The 20,553-nt window shown below is 49.2% G+C and carries 20 protein-coding genes; 8 read left to right on the forward strand and 12 right to left on the reverse strand.

Annotation, left to right across the window (positions count from 1 at the left end; genetic code table 11):
* Positions 1-92: 92 nt before the first annotated feature.
* Complete coding sequence (locus BWI97_RS08455; protein WP_094808435.1) at positions 93-761, reverse strand: GNAT family N-acetyltransferase; 669 nt, start codon at positions 759-761, stop codon at positions 93-95.
* A 372-nt stretch (positions 762-1,133) separates the two neighbouring features.
* On the opposite strand from BWI97_RS08455, the gene aat reads away from it, so the two are divergent.
* Entirely contained in the window at positions 1,134-1,769 is a 636-nt protein-coding gene (aat, locus tag BWI97_RS08460) for a leucyl/phenylalanyl-tRNA--protein transferase (RefSeq protein ID WP_102200690.1), read from the forward strand.
* Positions 1,770-1,855: 86 nt separating this feature from the next.
* Here aat and BWI97_RS08465 read toward each other — a convergent pair whose 3' ends face one another.
* The 4 genes from BWI97_RS08465 to BWI97_RS08480 all read right to left on the reverse strand — a co-directional run bounded on the left by BWI97_RS08465 (position 1,856) and on the right by BWI97_RS08480 (position 6,607).
* Entirely contained in the window at positions 1,856-2,560 is a 705-nt protein-coding gene (locus tag BWI97_RS08465; RefSeq protein WP_233207782.1) for a head GIN domain-containing protein, read from the reverse strand.
* Between the two features lie 115 nt (positions 2,561-2,675).
* Positions 2,676-3,632, reverse strand: a complete 957-nt coding sequence (locus BWI97_RS08470) for a hypothetical protein (protein ID WP_102200691.1) — start codon at positions 3,630-3,632, stop codon at positions 2,676-2,678.
* 95 nt (positions 3,633-3,727) lie between these two features.
* Entirely contained in the window at positions 3,728-5,281 is a 1,554-nt protein-coding gene (locus tag BWI97_RS08475; RefSeq protein WP_102200770.1) for a flavin monoamine oxidase family protein, read from the reverse strand.
* A 120-nt stretch (positions 5,282-5,401) separates the two neighbouring features.
* A complete protein-coding gene (locus tag BWI97_RS08480) occupies positions 5,402-6,607 on the reverse strand; it encodes a histidinol-phosphate transaminase (RefSeq protein WP_102200692.1) in 1,206 nt (401 codons plus the stop codon).
* Between the two features lie 343 nt (positions 6,608-6,950).
* On the opposite strand from BWI97_RS08480, the gene proB reads away from it, so the two are divergent.
* Positions 6,951-7,982, forward strand: a complete 1,032-nt coding sequence (proB, locus tag BWI97_RS08485) for a glutamate 5-kinase (protein WP_102200693.1) — start codon at positions 6,951-6,953, stop codon at positions 7,980-7,982.
* Between the two features lie 66 nt (positions 7,983-8,048).
* Entirely contained in the window at positions 8,049-9,299 is a 1,251-nt protein-coding gene (locus tag BWI97_RS08490) for a glutamate-5-semialdehyde dehydrogenase (protein WP_369826552.1), read from the forward strand.
* An 87-nt stretch (positions 9,300-9,386) separates the two neighbouring features.
* Here BWI97_RS08490 and BWI97_RS08495 read toward each other — a convergent pair whose 3' ends face one another.
* From BWI97_RS08495 to BWI97_RS08505, 3 genes are all read right to left on the reverse strand, one after another.
* Positions 9,387-9,890 carry a low affinity iron permease family protein gene (locus BWI97_RS08495; protein WP_094808429.1) on the reverse strand — a complete coding sequence of 168 codons (504 nt, stop codon included), beginning with the start codon at positions 9,888-9,890 and terminating at the stop codon, positions 9,387-9,389.
* A 124-nt stretch (positions 9,891-10,014) separates the two neighbouring features.
* Positions 10,015-10,680: a CBS domain-containing protein gene (locus BWI97_RS08500; protein ID WP_102200695.1), complete on the reverse strand. Its 666-nt coding sequence runs from the start codon at positions 10,678-10,680 to the stop codon at positions 10,015-10,017.
* A 93-nt stretch (positions 10,681-10,773) separates the two neighbouring features.
* Positions 10,774-11,553: an alpha/beta fold hydrolase gene (locus BWI97_RS08505; protein WP_094808427.1), complete on the reverse strand. Its 780-nt coding sequence runs from the start codon at positions 11,551-11,553 to the stop codon at positions 10,774-10,776.
* Between the two features lie 176 nt (positions 11,554-11,729).
* On the opposite strand from BWI97_RS08505, the gene BWI97_RS08510 reads away from it, so the two are divergent.
* Positions 11,730-13,088 (forward strand): RNA methyltransferase, encoded by a 1,359-nt coding sequence (locus BWI97_RS08510; protein ID WP_102200696.1) that lies wholly within the window; start codon positions 11,730-11,732, stop codon positions 13,086-13,088.
* Positions 13,089-13,157: 69 nt separating this feature from the next.
* Here BWI97_RS08510 and BWI97_RS08515 read toward each other — a convergent pair whose 3' ends face one another.
* From BWI97_RS08515 to BWI97_RS08525, 3 genes are all read right to left on the reverse strand, one after another.
* The gene (locus BWI97_RS08515) at positions 13,158-14,339 is read right to left on the reverse strand and encodes a DUF4105 domain-containing protein (protein ID WP_158242718.1); all 1,182 of its coding nucleotides are present in this window, start codon (positions 14,337-14,339) and stop codon (positions 13,158-13,160) included.
* Positions 14,340-14,379: 40 nt separating this feature from the next.
* Positions 14,380-15,057, reverse strand: coding sequence for a 16S rRNA (cytidine(1402)-2'-O)-methyltransferase (rsmI, locus tag BWI97_RS08520; RefSeq protein ID WP_102200771.1), 678 nt, complete (start codon positions 15,055-15,057; stop codon positions 14,380-14,382).
* A 162-nt stretch (positions 15,058-15,219) separates the two neighbouring features.
* A complete protein-coding gene (locus tag BWI97_RS08525; protein WP_094808424.1) occupies positions 15,220-15,450 on the reverse strand; it encodes a 4a-hydroxytetrahydrobiopterin dehydratase in 231 nt (76 codons plus the stop codon).
* A gap of 158 nt (positions 15,451-15,608) precedes the next feature.
* Between BWI97_RS08525 and BWI97_RS08530 the strand changes: the two genes are divergently transcribed.
* On the forward strand, positions 15,609-15,944 hold the full coding sequence (locus BWI97_RS08530) for a phosphoribosylpyrophosphate synthetase (protein WP_102200698.1): 336 nt from the start codon (positions 15,609-15,611) through the stop codon (positions 15,942-15,944).
* A 66-nt stretch (positions 15,945-16,010) separates the two neighbouring features.
* Here BWI97_RS08530 and BWI97_RS08535 read toward each other — a convergent pair whose 3' ends face one another.
* Entirely contained in the window at positions 16,011-17,285 is a 1,275-nt protein-coding gene (locus tag BWI97_RS08535) for a dicarboxylate/amino acid:cation symporter (protein ID WP_102200699.1), read from the reverse strand.
* A gap of 228 nt (positions 17,286-17,513) precedes the next feature.
* On the opposite strand from BWI97_RS08535, the gene BWI97_RS08540 reads away from it, so the two are divergent.
* The 3 genes from BWI97_RS08540 to BWI97_RS08550 all read left to right on the forward strand — a co-directional run bounded on the left by BWI97_RS08540 (position 17,514) and on the right by BWI97_RS08550 (position 20,439).
* Positions 17,514-17,957, forward strand: coding sequence for a hypothetical protein (locus BWI97_RS08540; RefSeq protein ID WP_102200700.1), 444 nt, complete (start codon positions 17,514-17,516; stop codon positions 17,955-17,957).
* A 206-nt stretch (positions 17,958-18,163) separates the two neighbouring features.
* The gene (locus BWI97_RS08545) at positions 18,164-19,093 is read left to right on the forward strand and encodes an ABC transporter ATP-binding protein (RefSeq protein ID WP_102200701.1); all 930 of its coding nucleotides are present in this window, start codon (positions 18,164-18,166) and stop codon (positions 19,091-19,093) included.
* Positions 19,094-19,107: 14 nt separating this feature from the next.
* Positions 19,108-20,439 carry an ABC transporter permease gene (locus BWI97_RS08550; RefSeq protein ID WP_102200702.1) on the forward strand — a complete coding sequence of 444 codons (1,332 nt, stop codon included), beginning with the start codon at positions 19,108-19,110 and terminating at the stop codon, positions 20,437-20,439.
* Positions 20,440-20,553 lie beyond the last annotated feature (114 nt).

The raw sequence follows: 20,553 nt of genomic DNA on the forward strand, positions 1-20,553 counted from the left end.
AAAGACACTTAAAAAAAGCGGGAAGGAATCGCTTCCCACCCGCCAAAATTATAACGAACGAAGAACAGTTACCCAGTAACCGTCAATAAATCCTAGAGAACGGGCTCCTCTATTTCTTCTTTTTCGTGATGCCTCAACAGCAGCCGTTGTTTGATCTTGTTCCAACGCTCGTAGATTTTCGCATTTTTCAGGAAATTCCACTTCGTCTTTTTCTCTTTTTCTTTCTCCCAGGAAGGATCGAACATCATGCCCGTGCAAAGGCAGTGCTTACGACCTGTACGGCTGAGCACGTCAAAATTCACGCAGGATGAACAGCCTTTCCAGAAGGCTTCATCTACGGGTAATTCGCTAAAGGTAGTTGGTTTGTAACCTAGCTCCGAGTTGATCTTCATCACGGCCAGACTCGTGGTAATGCCAATAATCCGGGCGTTCGGGTATTTAGTACGCGAAAGTTCAAAGGCTTTTTCCTTGATCATTTTCGCAATACCACTTTTGCGGTGATCGGGGTGGACGATTAATCCTGAGTTAGCCACAAATTTGCCGTGATCCCAGGTTTCGATGTAGCAGAAACCCACCCACTCGCCCTTACGGGTCATGGCAACAATGGCTTTTCCTTCCTCCATCTTGCGGCGGAGGTACTCAGGCGACCGCTTCGCAATACCAGTACCGCGTTGCTTGGCACTTTCTTCCATGTGCCAGCAAATTTCTTCAGCTAGGTACAGATGCTCTTTCGAGGCAACCTGGACTTTATATTCGTTCATTTGATTACTTAAACAGGAAACTCGTGTTGAATGAAAGTACACTGACTGTTTGTCAGACAGCCTTGCTTAACGACTCATACAACCAATACTGGAAGAAAATAGTGTGCCGGACGGCCAAAAATCACAGGCGTACCGGCCTCCGTCGTTCCGGCCTGAAGAATGGCCGCCGCGGTGGCTGGGTAGCAAAAAAAGGCTCGATGATGGCCCGTGATTTCATTTCCTTTAGAAGAGATGTTTCTTAAAAACGATGCAAAGTTTAGAAAAAACTAATTACTTCACACGAATATTATCAATTTTTTATTTATTTTCCCTATAACCGCTGGTTAGGCCGAAGTAGTTCGGTAGGTGGGTTAAATTTTTTATAGATCGGATATGACGAATCTGACAGCAGAGGATCTTATCTACGGTTACATGAATGGCATTTTCCCGATGGCGGACGCGGATGGAACCCTGTATTGGTATTCACCGGAGCCGCGGGCCATTATTCCCATTGATACGTACAAACCCGCCAAGTCCCTACGACCCATTTTGAACAAAAATACCTTTTCCATTCGGATCAATTCGGATTTTGAAGGCGTCATGCGGGGCTGTGCCCGTACGCGGGCGGATGGGGAAGGCACCTGGATTTCCGAAGAAATCATTCAGGCCTATACCGATCTTCATCGCCTGGGTTTTGCTCACTCCGTCGAAGCCTACGTGGACAATGAACTCGCGGGTGGCTTGTACGGAGTGTCGATTGGTGGGGCGTTTTTTGGAGAATCGATGTTCTACAACGCTCCCAATGCGTCGAAAGTAGCCTTTCATTACCTGATCGAACGCTTACGCGAACGTCAGTACTACTTGCTTGATACGCAGTTTATCAATGATAATGTGAAGCGGTACGGAGCGATTGAAATTCCGCGGGCGGAGTACATGTTCCGTCTACGAATTGCTCTGGATCAGCGTTGCCGATTTAGTGACAATGCTCCTATGCCTTTCATTCCTTCGTTTCGCACGAATATTCCCTGAAAGAGAAACCCCGCCTGCTACGCGGGGTTTCTCTTTTCATTGCAACGCTTTTGGCAGGGAATCTTCCGTCCAGCCTTATTTTTCCATTAATCCCGCCGGGTCACATCACTACCGCCCGATTTTCGAACCGATACGGTTTTTGCTCCACCCGCGTAATAAACATCACTTCCGCCACTCGCCTCTGCCGAAATCTCTTTAGTGGCGTATACGTGAGCATCCGAGCCTCCCGACGCTTTTACGCGTACGACGTCAGCTTTAAATCCCATAGCCTTGACATCCGAACCCCCACTGGCGGAGACCTCAAATACCTGAGCACTACCGGATAAATCGGCGTCGGAGCCGCCACCCGCTGAAATCGAAAAACGATTGGCTTTCACATCCATACGGGCATCCGAGCCACCGCCCAGATCTACGGATAAATCTCCCACGTTCAGCGTTCCCTGCGTGTACACGTCTGAGCCACCGCCCGCCCGCAATTTTTCGAGCGTTTTAAAGGATACATACGCCTTTACCGAACGGTTTTTACCCCAGTTGCCCATGCCTGACTCCCGATTGATTCGCAACACCAGTACACCTTCTTTCACTTCGGAAACGACTTCGTCTTCTTCCACGCCTTTCGCTTCCAGACGCAGACTTTCAGCAGAACTTTGGGTAAGGTACAGATCAATCCCGTGGCTGACCTGAATGCCATTAAATCCGCTTGCGGGACGGGTTTTCTGCCAGTTTTGGGCCTGTACCTGATACGAAAAGGCCAAAGCGGCCATACTGGTGAGTAAAGTAAATCTCTTCATTAGTAGCGTTCGTTTTAGTAAAGGATGCAGGAAGTTCGCAAAATGTTGCACAAAAATGCCCCCGCCTTCGTAAAAGCGGGGGCTGGTTCAAGTTTTGGTTAAGGGAGTTGTTTACTTATTTGACCATTACTACGGTGCCGTTTACCACGTACGTAGCTTTATCCGTCTTGACGTTGTATACGTTGTCAACCGAACGAACGGCCGATTGCGTCAGGAATACATCATAGGGTTTTAGTACATTAGTCTGGGCATCACGGTGATAGAGCGTATCGCCCACGTTCACTTCGCTCATGCGTTTGACGCCGCTGGTGGTCAGTACGGGGTGATTGGCCGTAGCTTCCAGACTCACCGATTCCCACTGCGTAGATTGAGAAGCCGTTAGTTTAGCCGCCGGATCCATCAAGGTCAAGCGAGTCAGGGCAAAAGACTGATTAGTGTGAATATCCAGTTTCTCTACCGTAGCCGTTTCCAGGAGCTTCGTGGTGGCATTGAAGCTCTGAATCTGGTCGCCCGCCGTGATCGAAGCAATGGCTTTCGTGGTACCGTTGGCCAGGGTCACTAACGCATCCGCTGGGAAGCAGTACTCAATTTTCTCTCCTTCCTGAGCGGCTGCCGGAGCACCACCTACCCCTGATTTCGTCAGGGCAAAGGCGATGCAGGAAGAAAGGCCCTTCATGGCTTCTTCGCCGTACTTCAGGTCGTCGATGTATTTGCCCCATACTTCGCCCGGAGCATCTGGACTTGGTAACGGAAAGGCTTTTAGTTTACCATCTTTGGGCGTCGTGTAAATCGCGTACATGCCCAGCTCGGACATTTTCTCCGTTTCGAAGAGTTTGTACAGGTATACCCGACGTTCGGTACCGTCCGAAAACTTAAAGACGAAAGGATCACCCGAACGGTCCAGAATAAAACTACCCGCTTTCACGTACGTGTCCTTTTCGAGGTTCTTAACTGCTATTTTCTTGGCAGCTTCGTATTCAGCAGCCGTAATGGGACGTTTCTCGGAATCCTGGGCCCAGCTACCCGTAGCTACCAGAGCAGCCAATCCTAAAGTCAGGAATAATTTCTTCATAGGGAAAATTAGTTTTCTGTTTGCAGTCTTCCGTTGTCAGTCAATAACTTCTAATAGGTAGCCTATACTTTATACTTTATACCTAACCAACACCCTCATCCCGCCGATACCCGCTTGTGCAACAGTTCTACGGCGTAGCGAGCTGATTCGAAAGCCCCGGCCATCCAAGCGGGCAGGTTACTGGCATGTTCTCCGGCGAAGTAAATATCATCATCGTTTTTCGTCATCGTAGCGTACAGGCGTTGACGGGCGGCATCCGAATAAATGCCCCAGCCTCCTTTGGAGTACGGAATCTTATGCCAGGCTAGCGAAAACGCATTTTCAAACTCATCCTTGTACTGCGGGTGAATCCGGGAACCTTGCTCGAAAGCTAGTTTTTGGCGATCTGCAATGGAAAGCTCGCCTACTTTCTTGGCTAGTCCGTGGAAGTTGTACATGCCTTTCAGTACGCCTTTCGGTCCCAGCATGCCGTGGGCGGGGTAGAAAATTTGCGTAATATCCATGTTGGTTTTCGTGATACCCCCAAAAATCTGGTCGTCTTCTTCCCAGAAACGCCGCTTGAATTGCATCCCGATTTTGCAGGTTTCCATGTACGGAACAAAATCCGCCACCCGCTGTACATCCCCGGAAAGGTCCGAAGGAATGCCCTTCAGTATGGGTAAGGGTAAGGCACAAATGCAGTAGTCGCCTTTTACTTCATGTTTCTGGCCCGTCTTCTTGTCGAGATACACAATCCGTACGCCGGGGTTTGTCTTCCGGATTTCCTGGATTTCACAGGACCGTTTCACCTTATCCCCCACCACTTTTTCGAAGGCTTTCGGAATCATATCCATCCCGCCGACGGGTTGCAGTAACACGGGCTGCTGATTAAATGTGTATTCGCCGACATTCGCAAAAGCGGGATGCGTAAGCCCCGATTCCACGATGTCCTTCAGGGCATAGGGCTTGGCAATGGTTCCTCCCCGCATGCCCGCTCCCGGAGCCACCTCGTAGCCGTGTCGCTCAGAGCCTTTATATTTTTTGTTAATGTCCAGATCGCCCTCTTCCCGTAGCCAGGCCACGTAGCGATCGACATCTTCTTTCGACATTTCTAAATCCAGTGCCTGTTGGTCGATGGCTTTCGCCACCAGTTCCGTCAGGTAGCCCCGCATATCCGCGTGAATTTCGCGGGCTCGTACTCGTTTGTTGGCCAGGGCTCCGCGGTTACTCTCCGAATACTGGAACCCGGCTTCGTTGAGATTACCGAAGATTTCAACGGGTATTTTCAATTCCCGGCAATATTGAACCGTGAGGTGGTGATGGTGAGGAATGCGGGCCGCACCGGCATTGAGGTAGTACCCTTCGTCGAACTGGCAGATTTGTTTTTCACCCCCTAGTTCAGTCTCGGTGGTTCCTTTCCGGATGGTCCAGATTCGGCCCCCTACCCGTTCGCGGGCTTCCAGTACGACACAGTCGTAGCCCAGCTTTCCCAGTTCATAAGCGGAAGCGAGTCCAGCCAGTCCGGCTCCGAGGATAATAACTTTTTTACCGTTCGGCTTTTCATTGCGGGCTAAGTCAAACGTCTTGGCCGGGGCTTCCGGAAAAAAACCCAAAGCCATCATCGCCAGGTAACTGTTACCCGACTTTTCAATAAAATTTCTTCTGGTCATAGGGGAAAGAAAGGTTAGGACTTGAAAATAGTATCCGCCCGGTACGCAGCCCATGATCAAAATCAGCGTTTGCGTTGATCCAATCGTTTAAACGTACCGGGCGATAAGTCCCTACCAGGGTCAGGACACTACTTTAGTGAATGAATCCGTAAAGGCTTTCATTTCGTCCATGGTTCCGATCGAAACCCGGCACCAGTGCTGTCCGTCGAAGAACCAGTTTCGTACCATTACGCCTTCCTGCATGAGTTTTCCGGTCAGTTCCGTACCCTTCATATTAACCGGGAAGAGCATAAAGTTGGCGTACGAAGGAATGACCTTGTAGCCAGCTTTCGTCAGGAAATCAGCCGTATACTTTTTCGATTCATTCGTTTTATCGAGCACCATTTTCGTATTCTCGGCATCCGAGAAAGCCGCCATAGCTCCCATGATCGTAGGTAGCGTGAGGCCAAAGCCGTTCATCGTATACTTGGAAATATCCTGTAACAGTTCGGGTTTACCCAGAGCATACCCTAAACGCATCCCGGCAAACGCATACAGTTTAGAGAGCGTCCGTAGCACGATTACGTTTTTACCTTCCTTGATTTTATCCACCATACAATCCGTTTTCGGATTGGTGGCGTAATCGATGTAGGCTTCATCCACCAGTACGGTAACCTTTGGTGAAACCTCGTCGATGAACTTCCGCAGCTTATCCGCAGGCAACATGTTACCCGTCGGGTTGTTGGGGTTACAGATGTAGACCAGGCTGTGTTTGGCGGGATCGATTTTCTTCGCCATCGCGTCCAGGTCGTACTGGTAATCCGCCGTGAGCTTTACCTTTTCCATGGGGTAACGCTCGTCATTACTCGAGATGTAGCAGGGATCGCCCACCATGATCGTACCCTTCTGAGCAAAGTGCATCAAGCTGGCATTCAGCAATTCCGTTGAACCACAGCCCAGTTTAATATAGCTTTTGGAAGCTCCACCCCAACCGCCGCCGCCGGCCGGACTTTGGGGCATGGGAATACCGTCTTTCTCAGAAATCGCTTTGTATAGATCCATCGTAGCTCGCATCGCATACCGGTTGGCTTCGGTTAGGGAGCTATTGACAGCCGTTTTCGTTTTTGCCGAAAGTCCCCAGGGGTTTTCGTTGGCACTCAGACGGGCTTTTACCGCTGCTGGCGGCATGGAGTCTGCTAGCAGGGCCGCCCGGAATTCGTGGGACAGGTCCATGTACAATTCATTCCGGGCTGCCGGATCTGCATAGGCCTTTTGCAGAAGAGCGGGTAATGCGGTTGCTCCTACCGTCATGGCAGCGGAGTTTTTGAGCCAGTTACGACGATTCATCTTTCGTAAGCGTTTGATGGTTTTGTGGTATGCGAGCGACCTGAATGGGACTTTAGAAAGAAGTAGTAGAAAATTTTACCATGCTTCTATTTTAATGAAAAAAATTTTCCCTTTCTGAGCATAAAATTAATTATTCTTTGGGAAGTATGCAACTAGCCACTGCTATCTATTTTCACTAATTTATGGTTTTTGTCGACCAAAACAGCCTTTTCACAAACCTATTATTCGCTATTTTCAAAAAATAAATCCCTAAAAACCCATTTTTAAAACCTTAAAACCAGAAAATCTACAAAATAGACATAGTAACCAGATTGAGTACCAAATCCCTACCTTTGCCGTCAGTATGAAGCCTATCTTAGTCATTAAATTTGGTACGGCCAGTCTCACCAAAGTAAACGGTGAGATCAATGAGGCCACAATTCTGGAAATTGCCCGTCAGGCCGCTCAGCTTCACGATCAGTATCGGATTGTACTGGTTTCTTCGGGAGCTGTGGGTGCCGGTAAAGCCTATCTGCAGAATTATCGGGGTGAACTCTCGCAACGTAAAGCGGCAGCCGCCATTGGCAATCCCCTCCTGTTGGGTTTGTACACGAAATACTTTGGGGCATTCGGGATTCCGGTCGCCCAAAGTCTGTGCGAACGAAGCCACTTTGCCAACCGCTCGCAGTTTCTGCAACTCAAGCAAACCTACGAGACCCTTTGGGAAAACGGGGTGATTCCAGTCGCTAACGAAAACGACGTAGTATCGGACCTGGAGTTAAAGTTCTCGGATAACGACGAGCTGGCGACTTTACTCGCTGCCGGACTCGGAGCCGATACGTTGCTATTCAGCACCTCCGTAGGCGGTTTACTCGATCACGACGGAGCCATCGTTCCCCGCGTCGAACGTATTGATGAAAGTATACTGGGACTGGCGGATACTTCCAAAACGGCCGTTGGTCTGGGCGGTATGGTTTCCAAACTCAGCTTCGCCAAACGGGCCGTACGCATGGGCATCCGGGTGGTCATTTTTGGAATCCATACACCAGAAGGCATTCTCAACGCTTTGAAGGAAGAAACGGGTACCGTTTTCACCCCCGAAAAGGTATCCCTGAAAGCCCGCCATAAATGGTTAGGCACCGGTAGTCTCATCGCCGGACAGCTACGTATTGACGCCGGAGCCGTAAAGGCCCTACGCGATCGGCGGAGTTTACTAGCCGTGGGTATTCAGGAGGTTACGGGAGAGTTTGATCGCGGCGAGGTCATTGAAATCCGGGATGAAGCGGCTCAGGTAATCGCCGTAGCTAAAGCCCGGGAATCTTCGCGGGTTGTGGCAGAGAACCTGAAAACCCAGAATTTTGAAGTCGCTCACGCTGACGATATTGTTTTACTGTAAGGAATCCTTTTGCTGATTCCTACGCCTTAAATCCTCATTTGCGATATGTCTGCCTCGGATTCCGAAATTCTTTCCATCGTTCCTCAACTGGCGGCTACGCACGCGGCGGCTCCGGCCCTGCGTCGACTGACGGACGCTCAGAAAGCCGCTCTGCTCCATCGGCTGGCGGAGGTTCTGCTTGCTCATACGGCTGCCATTCAAGCCGAGAATCAAAAGGACCTCGAACGCATGCCGCAAAGCGACCCGAAATGGGATCGGTTGCTACTGACGGAGAACAGAATCGAAAATCTGGCTCAAAGCGTACGGGATGTAGCCCAACTAGCCGATCCGACGAATCAGATTTTACTGGAACGTACCTTACCCAACGGACTGCACCTCAAGAAAATCGCGGTCCCGATGGGCGTAGTGGGCGTTATCTACGAATCACGCCCCAACGTAACGATTGATGTAACCGCTCTTTGCCTGCGTTCGGGGAATGCCGTAGTCCTTCGCGGGGGCAGCGATGCCTGGCATACGAACCAGTATTTGGTAGGGCTGGTACATCAGGTATTGCAGGAACAAGGCGTTCCGGTTGAAATCATTACGCTGTTACCCACCGATCGCGAACTGATGAAAGAACTGCTGACGGCCACCCGTTACGTGGACATCATCATTCCGCGGGGTTCGGAGCAACTCATTCAGTTTGTGCGTCAGCACTCGCTGGTACCAACCATCGAAACCGGAGCGGGCGTCGTTCATACCTATGTACACGAGGAAGCCGATCTGGAAAAGGCTCGCGACATTGTCGTAAACGCCCGCGTATCCCGTCCTTCGGTTTGTAACTCGCTCGATGGTTTACTCGTCGATCAGGGCATTGCTTCGGCCTTCTTACCGATGCTTTGTCAGGATTTCGAAAAATGGAATGTCGAGATCTACGCCGACCCGGCTGCGTATTACGTGCTGGAAAAAACGGGCTATCCGCAACTATACCACGCTCAGGACGAAGATTTTGGTAAAGAATGGCTCGATTATAAAATTACTATCAAGGTAGTAACGGGACTGGACGAAGCTCTGGAGCACATTCGCACGTACTCGTCGCGTCACTCGGAGGCCATTGTTTCGGAAAACCCGGACGTCTGCCGCCGTTTTCTGGAAGAGGTAGATGCTGCCGCCGTATACGCCAACGCCTCTACCCGCTTTACTGATGGGGGTGAATTTGGCCTGGGTGCTGAAATTGGCATCAGTACGCAGAAGCTGCACGCTCGCGGCCCCTTTGCTCTGGAAAAGCTGGTTACCGAAAAATGGATGATCGAAGGCACTGGGCAAGTTCGCTGGTAACACCTTCTTCTACCAAACGCGGCGGCTGGTTATGACCAGTCGCCGCGTTTCGTTTTCAGACAAAGGTTATATTTTTTGACTTGGGTATCAGAGAGCATCCAGATTGGAGCCTTCTTCCTCCTGCAGTTTGTCCCGGGTATCTTTATACGCTTCTTCGATGGAATGTGATTTGCGTAAGTCACTGGCTTTTCGCGTCAGATCGGCCAGTGTTTCGTAGTGCTTGCACAACACGTCGAGTTCATCCTGATTCAGACTTTCTACTCCTACCAGTCGGTTACTCGCTCCCTTGGTCGCGGCAATGAGTTCATTCAGTTTCAATTGGATCGATACTGAATCTTTATTTTGTGCTTTCTGGATGACGAACACCATCAGAAACGTGACAATCGTGGTAGAGGTATTAATGACCAGTTGCCAGGTTTCGGAGTAATGAAAAAATGGCCCGCTAATGGCCCAAACAAGGACAACACCCAGAGCAATTAGAAAAGCCCATACGCTACCCGTGGCTTTCGTTACCCAGGATGAAAATTTTTCAAATGGCGTTTGCTCGTGCGATAGCGGGAGCGGACTCAGGGCGGGGGATTGCTTTTTCATGACGTTTGGGGCTATCGAGGTCTTGAATTGATCTCGGTTGATAAGCTTCGTAAAAAAATAAGCCGCCTGAACGCAAAAGAGCCTCCTTCGATGAAAGGAGGCTCTTTTTTAATTTCGTTTTTATCTAAATGTTCAAATAGCGTAACAAAAGATCCAGTCGATCGCGGTCCGTCGTATCGAGTGCTTCCGTCGTAAAAACTGAATCAATGACGTAATTATACCGTTCAAAGGTAGCAATGACCGCTTTGATATCGCGGCGATTCAGCTTTAGCGTCAATTTACCCGGACGATCCGTCTCATAATCCCCACTGTGGAAATAACTACTCACTATTTTCACATCATTCGATTCAATCAGCCGACTCACTTCACTCATGGAGTAGTCCCGATCTTCCACTTGCAACACCAGTACCGCTCCCTCTTCCTGCGTACCTAGTTCGCTTGCAAACCGCCGTAGCAACTCATTCACCGAAATACTACCGGCAAATTGCTGTTCTTCGTCTACCACGGGTAACACTTCCAGCTGATACAATTGGGCAGTACGTAGCAAGTCGTACAAGTGTTGATAAGGTTGTACGGTTACCGTTGCGTATTCGGGTTCTAATTCAGCCAGTGAATCTTCTTCGTCAGCGTTCATTAAACGCTCTTCCGAAAGAATGCCAACGTACGTTTCCCCTTCGGCTAAGGCCAGCTGGGTTATACGGAATTCCTGCATCCAATCCAATGCTTTTCCCACGGTGTCCGTTGGCCGTAATGTCGGCAATAAGGGGTCAATCAGTTCTTCAGCAAGCATAAGGCCATGGGTTATTGACTAGTGAATGCGATGGTCCGGTTTACTCAATACGTTACTCGTTTAGATACGTCGACAGATGGAAGAGAGCAGTAATTAGTTTTCTACGAGTACCAGTTCCTTGGTACGCTTCAAAAATCCGGCCAGAATCTGGTTGAATTCTTCCGGGTGCTCCATCATCGGAGCATGACAGCATTTATCGATAAAGTACAACTCCGTATTTGGAATCAGACGATCAAATTCGTGAGCTACCGTTGGAGGCGTAATGGTATCATTTAATCCCCAGATGAGCAACGTCGGTACCTGAATCTGCGACAAATCTTTGCCCACGTTGTTGCGTTGAGCCGACTTGGCAATCTGTACGATACTCATACACTTGGGAATGCTGTTCGTAATCTCAAAACACTCCTCGATCAGTTCGGGTGTAGCCACGTTCGGATCGTAGAAGGTATAGGAAACCCGCTCGCGGATGTACTCGTAACTACCGCGTTTGGGATAACTACCACCCATTGCATTTTCAAACAATCCAGAGCTACCCGTCAGCACCAGCCGCTTCACATTCTCGGGATTTTTGATGGTATACAACAAAGCAATATGGCCCCCCAGAGAGTTTCCTACCAGCGTAAGGTCGGTAAGCTTACGATCCTGTACGAATTTTTCGACAAAGGCCGTTAATCCTTCCACACCGGCTTCCCGCGGGGGCATTTCATAAACAGGCATCAGCGGAATAATCACCCGATACTGATCTCTGAATGTATTAATGACCGCATCCCAGTTGGACAAGGCTCCGAACAGGCCATGAAGCATCATGACAATCTCGCCTTGCCCTTCGTCGATAAACTGATAGCCGTCTTCTTGTTTAATTGAATAGTTCATTTCACGGATTAAGACAATCGTTGAGGCAAAATAAAGCAATTTTTCTTTGAAAGATTCAAAACGAAGAAACTGCTTTTTTTCGTATTCTATCGAAAATAGCCAATTCGTCTGGGAATGACAAAAAGATTGAATCGTAGATTTGTTAAATTTTAGGGTAAAATTCTCCCTTTTCGCTTATGCAACTTCCTGATTCCCTGCTTTCCTCCTTAGAAGAAGAAAGCGGTTTTAATAAAAAAAAATTCCTGGAGGCTCACGAAAAGCCGGCTCCGGTCTCGATTCGTATTAATCCGGTAAAAAAAATAAGCCCTCCCGCTGGGGCCACGTCCGTACCCTGGACCGACCTGGGCTTTTACTTGCCCGAACGGCCCGTATTTACCCTCGATCCCCTGTTTCACGCCGGTACCTACTACGTTCAGGAAGCCAGCTCGATGTTTCTGGAAGCCTTCTTCCGGCAGGTCATGGAAGAAGAACCACTGCGGGTACTCGACCTGTGTGCGGCTCCGGGCGGCAAGAGTACACTCCTTTCCAGTCTGCTCAGCGACGATTCGCTACTGGTATCGAATGAAGTCATCCGGCCCCGTTCGGGCGTACTGGCCGATAACCTGACCAAATGGGGTCGCATTCATTCCTTTGTTACCAATAACGATCCCCGTGACTTCCAGCGTCTGCCGGGCTTCTTTGATATTGTCGTGGTAGATGCCCCCTGTTCGGGTTCGGGCCTGTTTCGCAAAGATGCGGCGGCTATTACCGAGTGGTCGGAAGAAAACGTGGCCCTGTGTTCGCAGCGTCAGCAACGTATTCTGGCCGACGTATGGCCCACGCTACGCGAAGGTGGGGTACTGATTTATTCCACCTGCTCCTACTCCAGCGAAGAAAACGAGCAGGTCCTCGACTGGCTCCGTTCGTCGTTTGCCTGTACTTCCATTCCCTTTGCGGAATCGTACGAGGGGATTGTCGAAGTACGTACCGAACAGGATAATTACGGCTATCGCTTCTGGCCTGACCGGGTGGAAGGCGAAGGGTTCTTTATCGCGGCCTTTCAGAAAACGGAAGATCAAGAGGACTATCCTTTTCGGAATTCTTCGGGTGGAAAGAATAAAAACCGCCGGACTGAAACGGCTGCCTTTACGCCCTGGGTGGACGATTTGTCCTCGTACGCATGGATCGAGAAAAACGGCGATTACTTTCTGATCAACCCCGAACATCGTCCGGAATTTGAAGTAATCAGTCAGAATCTGTACTTACGGAAGGCGGGCATACGTTTGGGCAAGCTGGCCGGACCGGACCTGATTCCGGATCACGAATTGGCCCTAAGTACTGTGCTTTCCTCCGACGTTCCACGACTTGAGGTATCACGGGAGGATGCTTTACGCTTTCTAAAACGCGAAGATTTTGCGTATGAAACGTCTCAGAAAGGCTGGCATCTGGTTTCATACCAGGGGCACGGCTTGGGCTGGGTGAAGGTATTGCCTAATCGGCTAAATAATTACCTGCCCAAGGACTGGCGAATTCTGATGGATATTCGGGAGAATTAAATCGACCTCTATCTCCACAAAAAATCCCGTCAGTTCGTAGCTGACGGGATTTTTGATTATAGTAAAAAGCTATACGCTTTGGCCCTTCTTCACGTACAGAGCCAGATGTCGGTAACGCACAAACAGCGTAACGGTCAGGAAAATCATCCCGTAGGTTCCTTTCCAGAACAGGACTTCCAGCATCACGCCCGCTACCAGAAAGACCATTGCCGCGATGAAATAGTACATCAGCCAGCGGGGTTTCCGCGAGAGTAACAGTAGAGCCGGAATATTGAACGGATTGGTAATGAACATGCTGTAGTTCCAGTCGGTAATGCCGTGTTGGGTACCGAACCAGAGCAGCGTATGGATAATGCCGAAAAGTCCCGTAATAAAGAGAAGTGTACGGTCGAACGTACCCCCGGCTTTGATTTGTTTCCGACGTAAGATCAGAATCAGCAAGGGCGACGCCATCACCAGCCAGAACGCCGCAATCCAGAGAAAACTGGTTGGTTGCGGTTCCGCCTTGAACAGCGTGTTGGTTTGCAGGACCAGCTTTTCCTTTTTGCCATCGGGCCGTACGATCTGGGCTCGGTCGAAAAGTCGTAATAAGTTGTTGGGAATGTACGCGGCCTGTTGCATCGTCGTAATGCGATCGATGGGATAACCCAAAGCCAGGTTTAATCCCACGCGGGACCAGGGGCTGTCGGTCAGGTAATCATTCATCCAGTCCCGGTACGATCGGCCTACTAAAAAGGCATCCGTCGAGTCGTAACGGATGGTTCCCTGAGCTGCTTCGTATACTTTATCCCGGGGCCGCGTCGAGCAGTTGTCGTAATAGGGTCGGTACTGGTAGGTTTTATTCTGGGGCAGAGCGTTGAACTCCATCAGTTCAAACAACCGCTGTTTCTGCTCAGGCGTGAAATTCATTACCTGTTCTATGACGCCCCGGTTTTCCGATTTCCAGTACTCCAGCTGGCTGTATCGCGGGTCGGGATAATCCAGCGGTCCGGACGACAGTTGGTACGGCAGGTTGCCCCGCAGGAAGTTCCAATAAAAACCAGACGCCCGGAAATCGAAGGTTCCGTAGTTATAGACCTGATCTAGGCCCAGGACCGGGTCATAAATCCAGATGGCGGTATGTCCGAAAAAGGTATAGATGTCGGTACCCGGACCAACCGTTAGCAAACTTACCTTCGCCTGTGGACTCAGTACCTGAGCCTTGGCCATGAACGAGAAACTAAGCAAACAAAAAAGAAGCAGACGACGCAAAACCATGGTACAGGATTTGGGGCAAAAGTATGAAAAGAACTTATTTTTCCAGTCCGGCCACAATCAGTACAAACTCGCCTTTCACACGGTCGGCATTCTGGGTGTAATGCTGGATGAGTTCGGTCAGAGTACCGCGTACGGTTTCTTCAAATACTTTGGTCAGTTCCCGGGAAATCGAAGCTTGACGCTCGGGTCCGAATGCCTCGGCCAGTTGTTCAAGCGTTTTGACAATTCGGTGTGGCGACTCGTAGAAGACCATCGTCCGCTCTTCTTCTACCAAGCTTTTAATTCGCGTCTGACGACCTTTTTTCTGAGGCAGAAAGCCTTCGAACGTAAACCGATCCGTGGGCAAACCGGAGTTGACCAGAGCCGGCACAAAAGCCGTTGCTCCGGGCAGGCATTCCACGTCAAGACCATTTTTGAGGCATTCACGCACCAATAAAAAGCCGGGATCCGAAATGCCGGGCGTACCCGCATCCGAAACCAGAGCCAGCGTTTTTCCGGATTGAATCATCTTCACTACGCCCCCCGCTGATGCGTGTTCATTGTGGGAATGGTGAGCCATTAGCGGCTTCTGGATGCCCAGGTGTTTGAGTAACTGTCCGGTCGTACGAGTATCTTCCGCCAGAATGGCGTCCACACTTTGCAGTACTTTCAACGACCGCAGTGTAATATCATCCAAATTGCCAATTGGCGTAGGAACCAGGTAAAGTTTCATGGAAAAGTTTTCCGTTTTCAATGTACTGTTTTTAGTCTGCTCGTTTGTTCACCCTCTCCATCTGAAGAGCATATTGTTCAATCCGTGAGGATGTAGTTAGCTTAACCCTCCTGCCTTTCAGGACGGTTTCACTCCTTTCACAACGAACCTGACTACCAACGCTTACAACAATTGATCAATTTCTTTCGCCATCTGGCGGTCTTTTTCCGTCACCACATGCCCTGCGTCGTGCGAAGTCAGTGCGATGGTCACCTGGTTGTAGGCGTTAGACCAGTCGGGATGGTGATTATGCTTTTCAGCAATGAACGCAACCCGGGTCATAAAGGCAAAGGCCTCAGAAAAATCGTTGAATTCGAAGCTTCGTTGCAGCTGATTTTCTTTTTCTTCCCACATGATTGACAAGTGATTTTAGGACAAACATACAGGCTCCCGACCGGGCTTTCCCAGCAAGGTGGCCTAATTTTTTAGACAGTCTGTTTCAGAAAATACATTTGCCAACCATCAACGCTTGAGTCAAAAGACGATCTGTAACCCTTTAAACTGTCAGTACCATGGATGAATACACCACCGAAACCGAGGCAATCAACGCATTAGCAGCCAAGGGTTATACGGAAAGCTTCAGTATTGAAAATGGAGCCCTGAACTATGCGTCATTAGGGATGGTTCTGCACCCCGAAGATTTTGAAGTCGTAGAAGCGTACCGTTTTGAAGGCATTACCGATCCAGGTGATATGTCAGCGGTATACGCGATTGAATCAAAAGATGGCAAAAAAGGTGTACTGGTCATGGCTTACGGTCCTTACTCAGAACCCCTTTCCGCCGATTTGATTCAAAAACTGGACATGCGAAAAGGAGCTCTGGGCGGCAGTGATGCCATTGGTCAATAATGACACCGTGCATATAAACGAAAAAGGAGCCTCATGAGGCTCCTTTTTTTGTTGCATAGCCTGGGGCTAAACGGGTAATTTTTCGGAGGAATGTAATTTCCGTAAATCCAGCTCTCCTTCCCATTTGGATACGACAGCCGTAGCCACGGCATTCCCAATCACGGAAGTAGCGGAGCGTCCCATATCCAGAATCTGATCGATTCCCAGCAGTAAGGCCAGCCCTTCGATGGGCAGGTCGAACATGGTCATGGTCCCGGCAATGATGACCAGCGAAGCACGGGGAACGCCCGCAATTCCTTTACTACTCAACATCAAAGTAGCCAGCATGGTCAGCTGTTGGGCCGTAGACAGGTCCTTTCCGTAAGCCTGAGCGATGAAGGCCGTCGCAAAGGTCATGTACATCATCGAACCGTCGAGATTGAAAGAATAGCCCAGCGGCAGTACGAAGCTGATGATCTTTTCTGAACAACCGTATTTCTTCAACGCCTCAATGGTTTGCGGCATGGAAGCCTCGGAACTTGCTGTACTGAACGTCAGCAGAGCTGGATCTTTGATCAGACCTAAAAGCTTAAAATACGGGATTTTATTCACCAGACAGATGATCCAGAGCACGACGAATACGAAGAAGGCCAGTCCCAGGAAGAAACTAAAAATCAGATACGCGTATCCGGCAAAGATGCCCAGACCCTCGGTGGCTACTACCGCAGCGATGGCCCCAAAAACGCCAAATGGTGCGAAATTCATAACGTAGGAAACAATCTTGAACATCACGTGCGACACGGCATCCAGACCTTTCACCACGACCTTACCCGCGTCACCAATGGCAGCAGTGGCAATACCGAAGAAAATGGAAAAGACTACAATCTGCAGAATTTCATTCCCCGCCATCGACTCGATGATACTCTGCGGAAAAATGTGGTACATGAATGATTCGAGGGAAAATTTCTTCGCTTCAATACCCGTATCGGTGCCCGTAGCCGGTAAGGGCAACTGCATTACTTTTCCGGGTTTGAGTACATTGACGACGGCCAGACCCGTCAGGAGCGAAAGTATCGTAGCAAAAAGGAAGTAACCCAACGTTTTGCCACCAATCCGGCCTACCATTTTAAAATCGCCCAGTTTGGCAATCCCTACCACCAGCATGGAAAAAACCAGTGGTCCGATAATCATCTTAATCATCCGCAGAAAAACCTTGCTGATGATTTGCAGGTTTTTGCTCCAGGTAGCCAGGGTTTCCTGATCGGCCGGGCTGCCCGAATCGTAGGACATATGTACAATGTATCCCACGAGAACGCCTAACACTAAACCGATAAAAATTCGCCAGGTAATGGAAAGTTTCATAAAGAAAATTCAGGTAAAACAACGATGGAGTCTTCGCCCACTGGGTAAAGATAGCGGGTCCGACAGCCAGAATTTATCACAGTAAACGGGTATTTTTCGCAAAAAGTACAAAAAAACTCGTCAAACGAAAGCCCTTTTTAGACCAATTCGTTTGAAAGTTACCCGCTTTCTCGTAGAATTGAGACTTGATTTCAGTCCACTTTCTTCACTGCCCTTATTTACTGTTGTATGCCTGCAAAACTACCACTGGAAGCTCAGTTGGAAGGTTTCTTTTTACGAACCCTGCCGACCATTCCCTTCAACGTTAAGGAAATTTTCGTACAGATCATGCCTTGGCTGGCCCTGATCAATGGGATACTGGGGCTGGCTTCGGTCATTCCCGCTTATCAGAACTCGTTTGCCCGTTCCTATGGGATGACCTCATCCGTATACCTCGATGTGATTGGAAACATCATCGAGTCGATCCTGATGCTCTTGGCATTTAGTCCACTGCGTATAAATCGCCGCAAAGGCTGGAATTATCTGTACTTCTCTGTACTGGTTGCCGTTATTTTTAATGTTCTGTCAGCCTTACTTAATATGCCCTGGGGTACGGGCGGACTCATTTTTGCCCTCATTTTCGCGGCCGTTGAACTCTGGATTCTCTTTCAGATTCGCGAACGCTATTATTAATTACTCGCCTGTGTGCGTACGAAATCAGCCCCTGCTCACGTGGATTCAGGGGCTGATTTGTGTTTTATGCCGTTTGTGTAGTTTCTCGCAGCGAACCTTTTGCAATCGTGCAGTTTTGTAAGTATCCTTTGACCATCCACAACGTTCCCTTGGGAATTGTATATTTTACATTCATTTCTCCGCTTGTCCATCAACTTACGATCCGAATGAGTCAACCCTTACTCGAAGCCCGTCATGTGGTAAAACGTTACGCGAACCACACGGCTCTTAACGATGTATCGCTTTCCATCCCACAAGGCTGCATTTTTGGTTTACTGGGTCCAAACGGGGCCGGAAAAACGTCACTCATCCGTATCATCAATCAGATTACTGCTCCCGATGAAGGTGAAATTTTGCTGCACGGCGAACATCTGCAACCCAAACACATTGCCGACATTGGCTACCTGCCCGAAGAACGCGGTCTGTACAAGAAAATGAAAGTGGGTGATCAGTTGATTTACCTGGCCCGCCTGAAAGGTCTTTCGCAACGCGAAGCCACGGAACGACTCAAGCAATGGTTCATCAAGTTCGACATTCGCGACTGGTGGGATAAAAAGGTGGAAGATCTCTCGAAAGGCATGGCTCAGAAATGTCAGTTCATTGCTACCATCGTCCACGACCCAAAGTTGATTATCCTCGATGAACCTTTTTCGGGCTTCGATCCGATCAACGCCAACCTGCTCAAAGACGAAATTCTGGAACTAAAAGCGAAGGGGGCTACCATCATCTTCTCCACGCACCGCATGGAATCCGTGGAGGAATTGTGCGATCAGATTGCTCTGATCAACCGTTCGCAGGTCGTGCTGAAGGGTGACAAACGAGCCATTAAGCGGCAATTCATGGATCAGACCTACACACTTGAGTACCTGGGTTCTCTGGCACTATCGGAGCATTACGAGCTAATCTCGTCAACGGAAGTGGAGCCGGGCGTATACCGCTCACAGGTTCGTATCTTGCCGGGAGGACACGTCAACGACTTACTCACCCAGTTGATTGCTCAGGTAGAACTCAAGCAATTCAGTGAGCATGTGCCTTCGTTCAATGACATTTTTATTCAAGTCGTGGGTGAAACGCCAACCCAAGCCTTAATTCCTTAACCGATCCTGTTATTATGAATAAGATTTTATTAATCCTCCAGCGAGAATACCTGACCCGGGTTCGGAAAAAATCCTTCTGGATTACAACGCTACTTACCCCCATTCTGATTACGGCCATCTACGCCATTCCGGCCCTCTTGTTTTTTGCGGGTAGCGACCAAAAGACTGTTGAAATTATTGATGAATCAGGACTGTTTCAGCAACGCTTCAAAAACGGAAAAGACTACCAGTTTGCTTTCAAAAAAACGCCCCTTACCAAAGCCAAAACCGATTTAAAAAGCAGCAAGGTAGCTGCCTTGGTATTCATTCCCCGCGACATCATTGATCATCCGAATGGCTTGCAGATTTTCTCCGAAAAGAACGTAAGTCTGAGTCTGGAGAACGATATCGAAAGCATTGTACAAAACGAAGTACGGAACCAGCGGCTCAAGCGGGCGGGTATTGACACCCAAGTCATTGAAGACAACCGGGTAAATGTCAACGCCGAAACCTATAGTCTGGAAGAAGGGGAAGAAAAATCCAGTCATGCGGGCGTAGCTATGGGTTTGGGCTATGTCGTATCCATCCTGCTGTATTTCATTGTCTTCATTTCAGGATCGCAGGTAATGAATGGGGTCATCGAAGAAAAGAGCAACCGGATTGTGGAAGTGATTGTCTCTTCGGTACGTCCTTCGGAACTCATGCTCGGGAAAATCCTGGGTGTGGGACTGGTCGGCTTAACGCAATTTTTACTATGGATTGTACTCACGGTTTCGATTTCGAGCGTAACCTCTACCCTGCTTAAATCCAAACTGGAAGCGAAAGCGAAAACCGAACTCAGCAGCAAGGCTAGTCAGCAGCAGGTCGAAGCCGCCGTCAAGCAAATGAGCGAAGCCGGGCCGGGCTCGAAAGTGATGGGCCTCATGGATTCCATGGGTACCCTGCCCTGGGTAAAAATTCTGAGTCTGTTTTTATTCTATTACCTGGGGGGCTATTTGTTCTATAGCTCGCTGTTTGCGGCCGTCGGTTCGGCCGTCGAGAGTCCGCAGGAAGGGCAGCAACTCATTTTCCCGGTTACCATTCCGCTCATCATCAGTATGATGCTCATGAACTTTGTCGTGAATGAGCCCGATAGTAAAGTAGCTTTCTGGGCGTCCATTATTCCCTTTACCTCACCCATCAACATGATGGCCCGCGTACCGTTTGGGGTGGAATGGTGGGAATTAGGCCTGTCGATGGTCTTACTAGTCGTTGGCTTTGTGTTTACCACCTGGCTGGCTTCGCGTATTTACCGGGTGGGTATTCTGATGTATGGGAAAAAAGTAACCCTGAAGGAGCTATCGAAATGGGTGTTTTATAAAGCTTAAACTGGTCTGCTTGGTGGGTCTTTCGTTCGTTATCTGAGGTTGTTACAGATGAATCTTTGACAATCCATCCGTCAAAGCGGTTAGCTAAGATCATCCTCATACAGGTACGAAATG

This window comes from Siphonobacter sp. BAB-5405 (genome assembly GCF_002872335.1).
In the GTDB taxonomy this organism is placed as follows: domain Bacteria; phylum Bacteroidota; class Bacteroidia; order Cytophagales; family Spirosomataceae; genus Siphonobacter.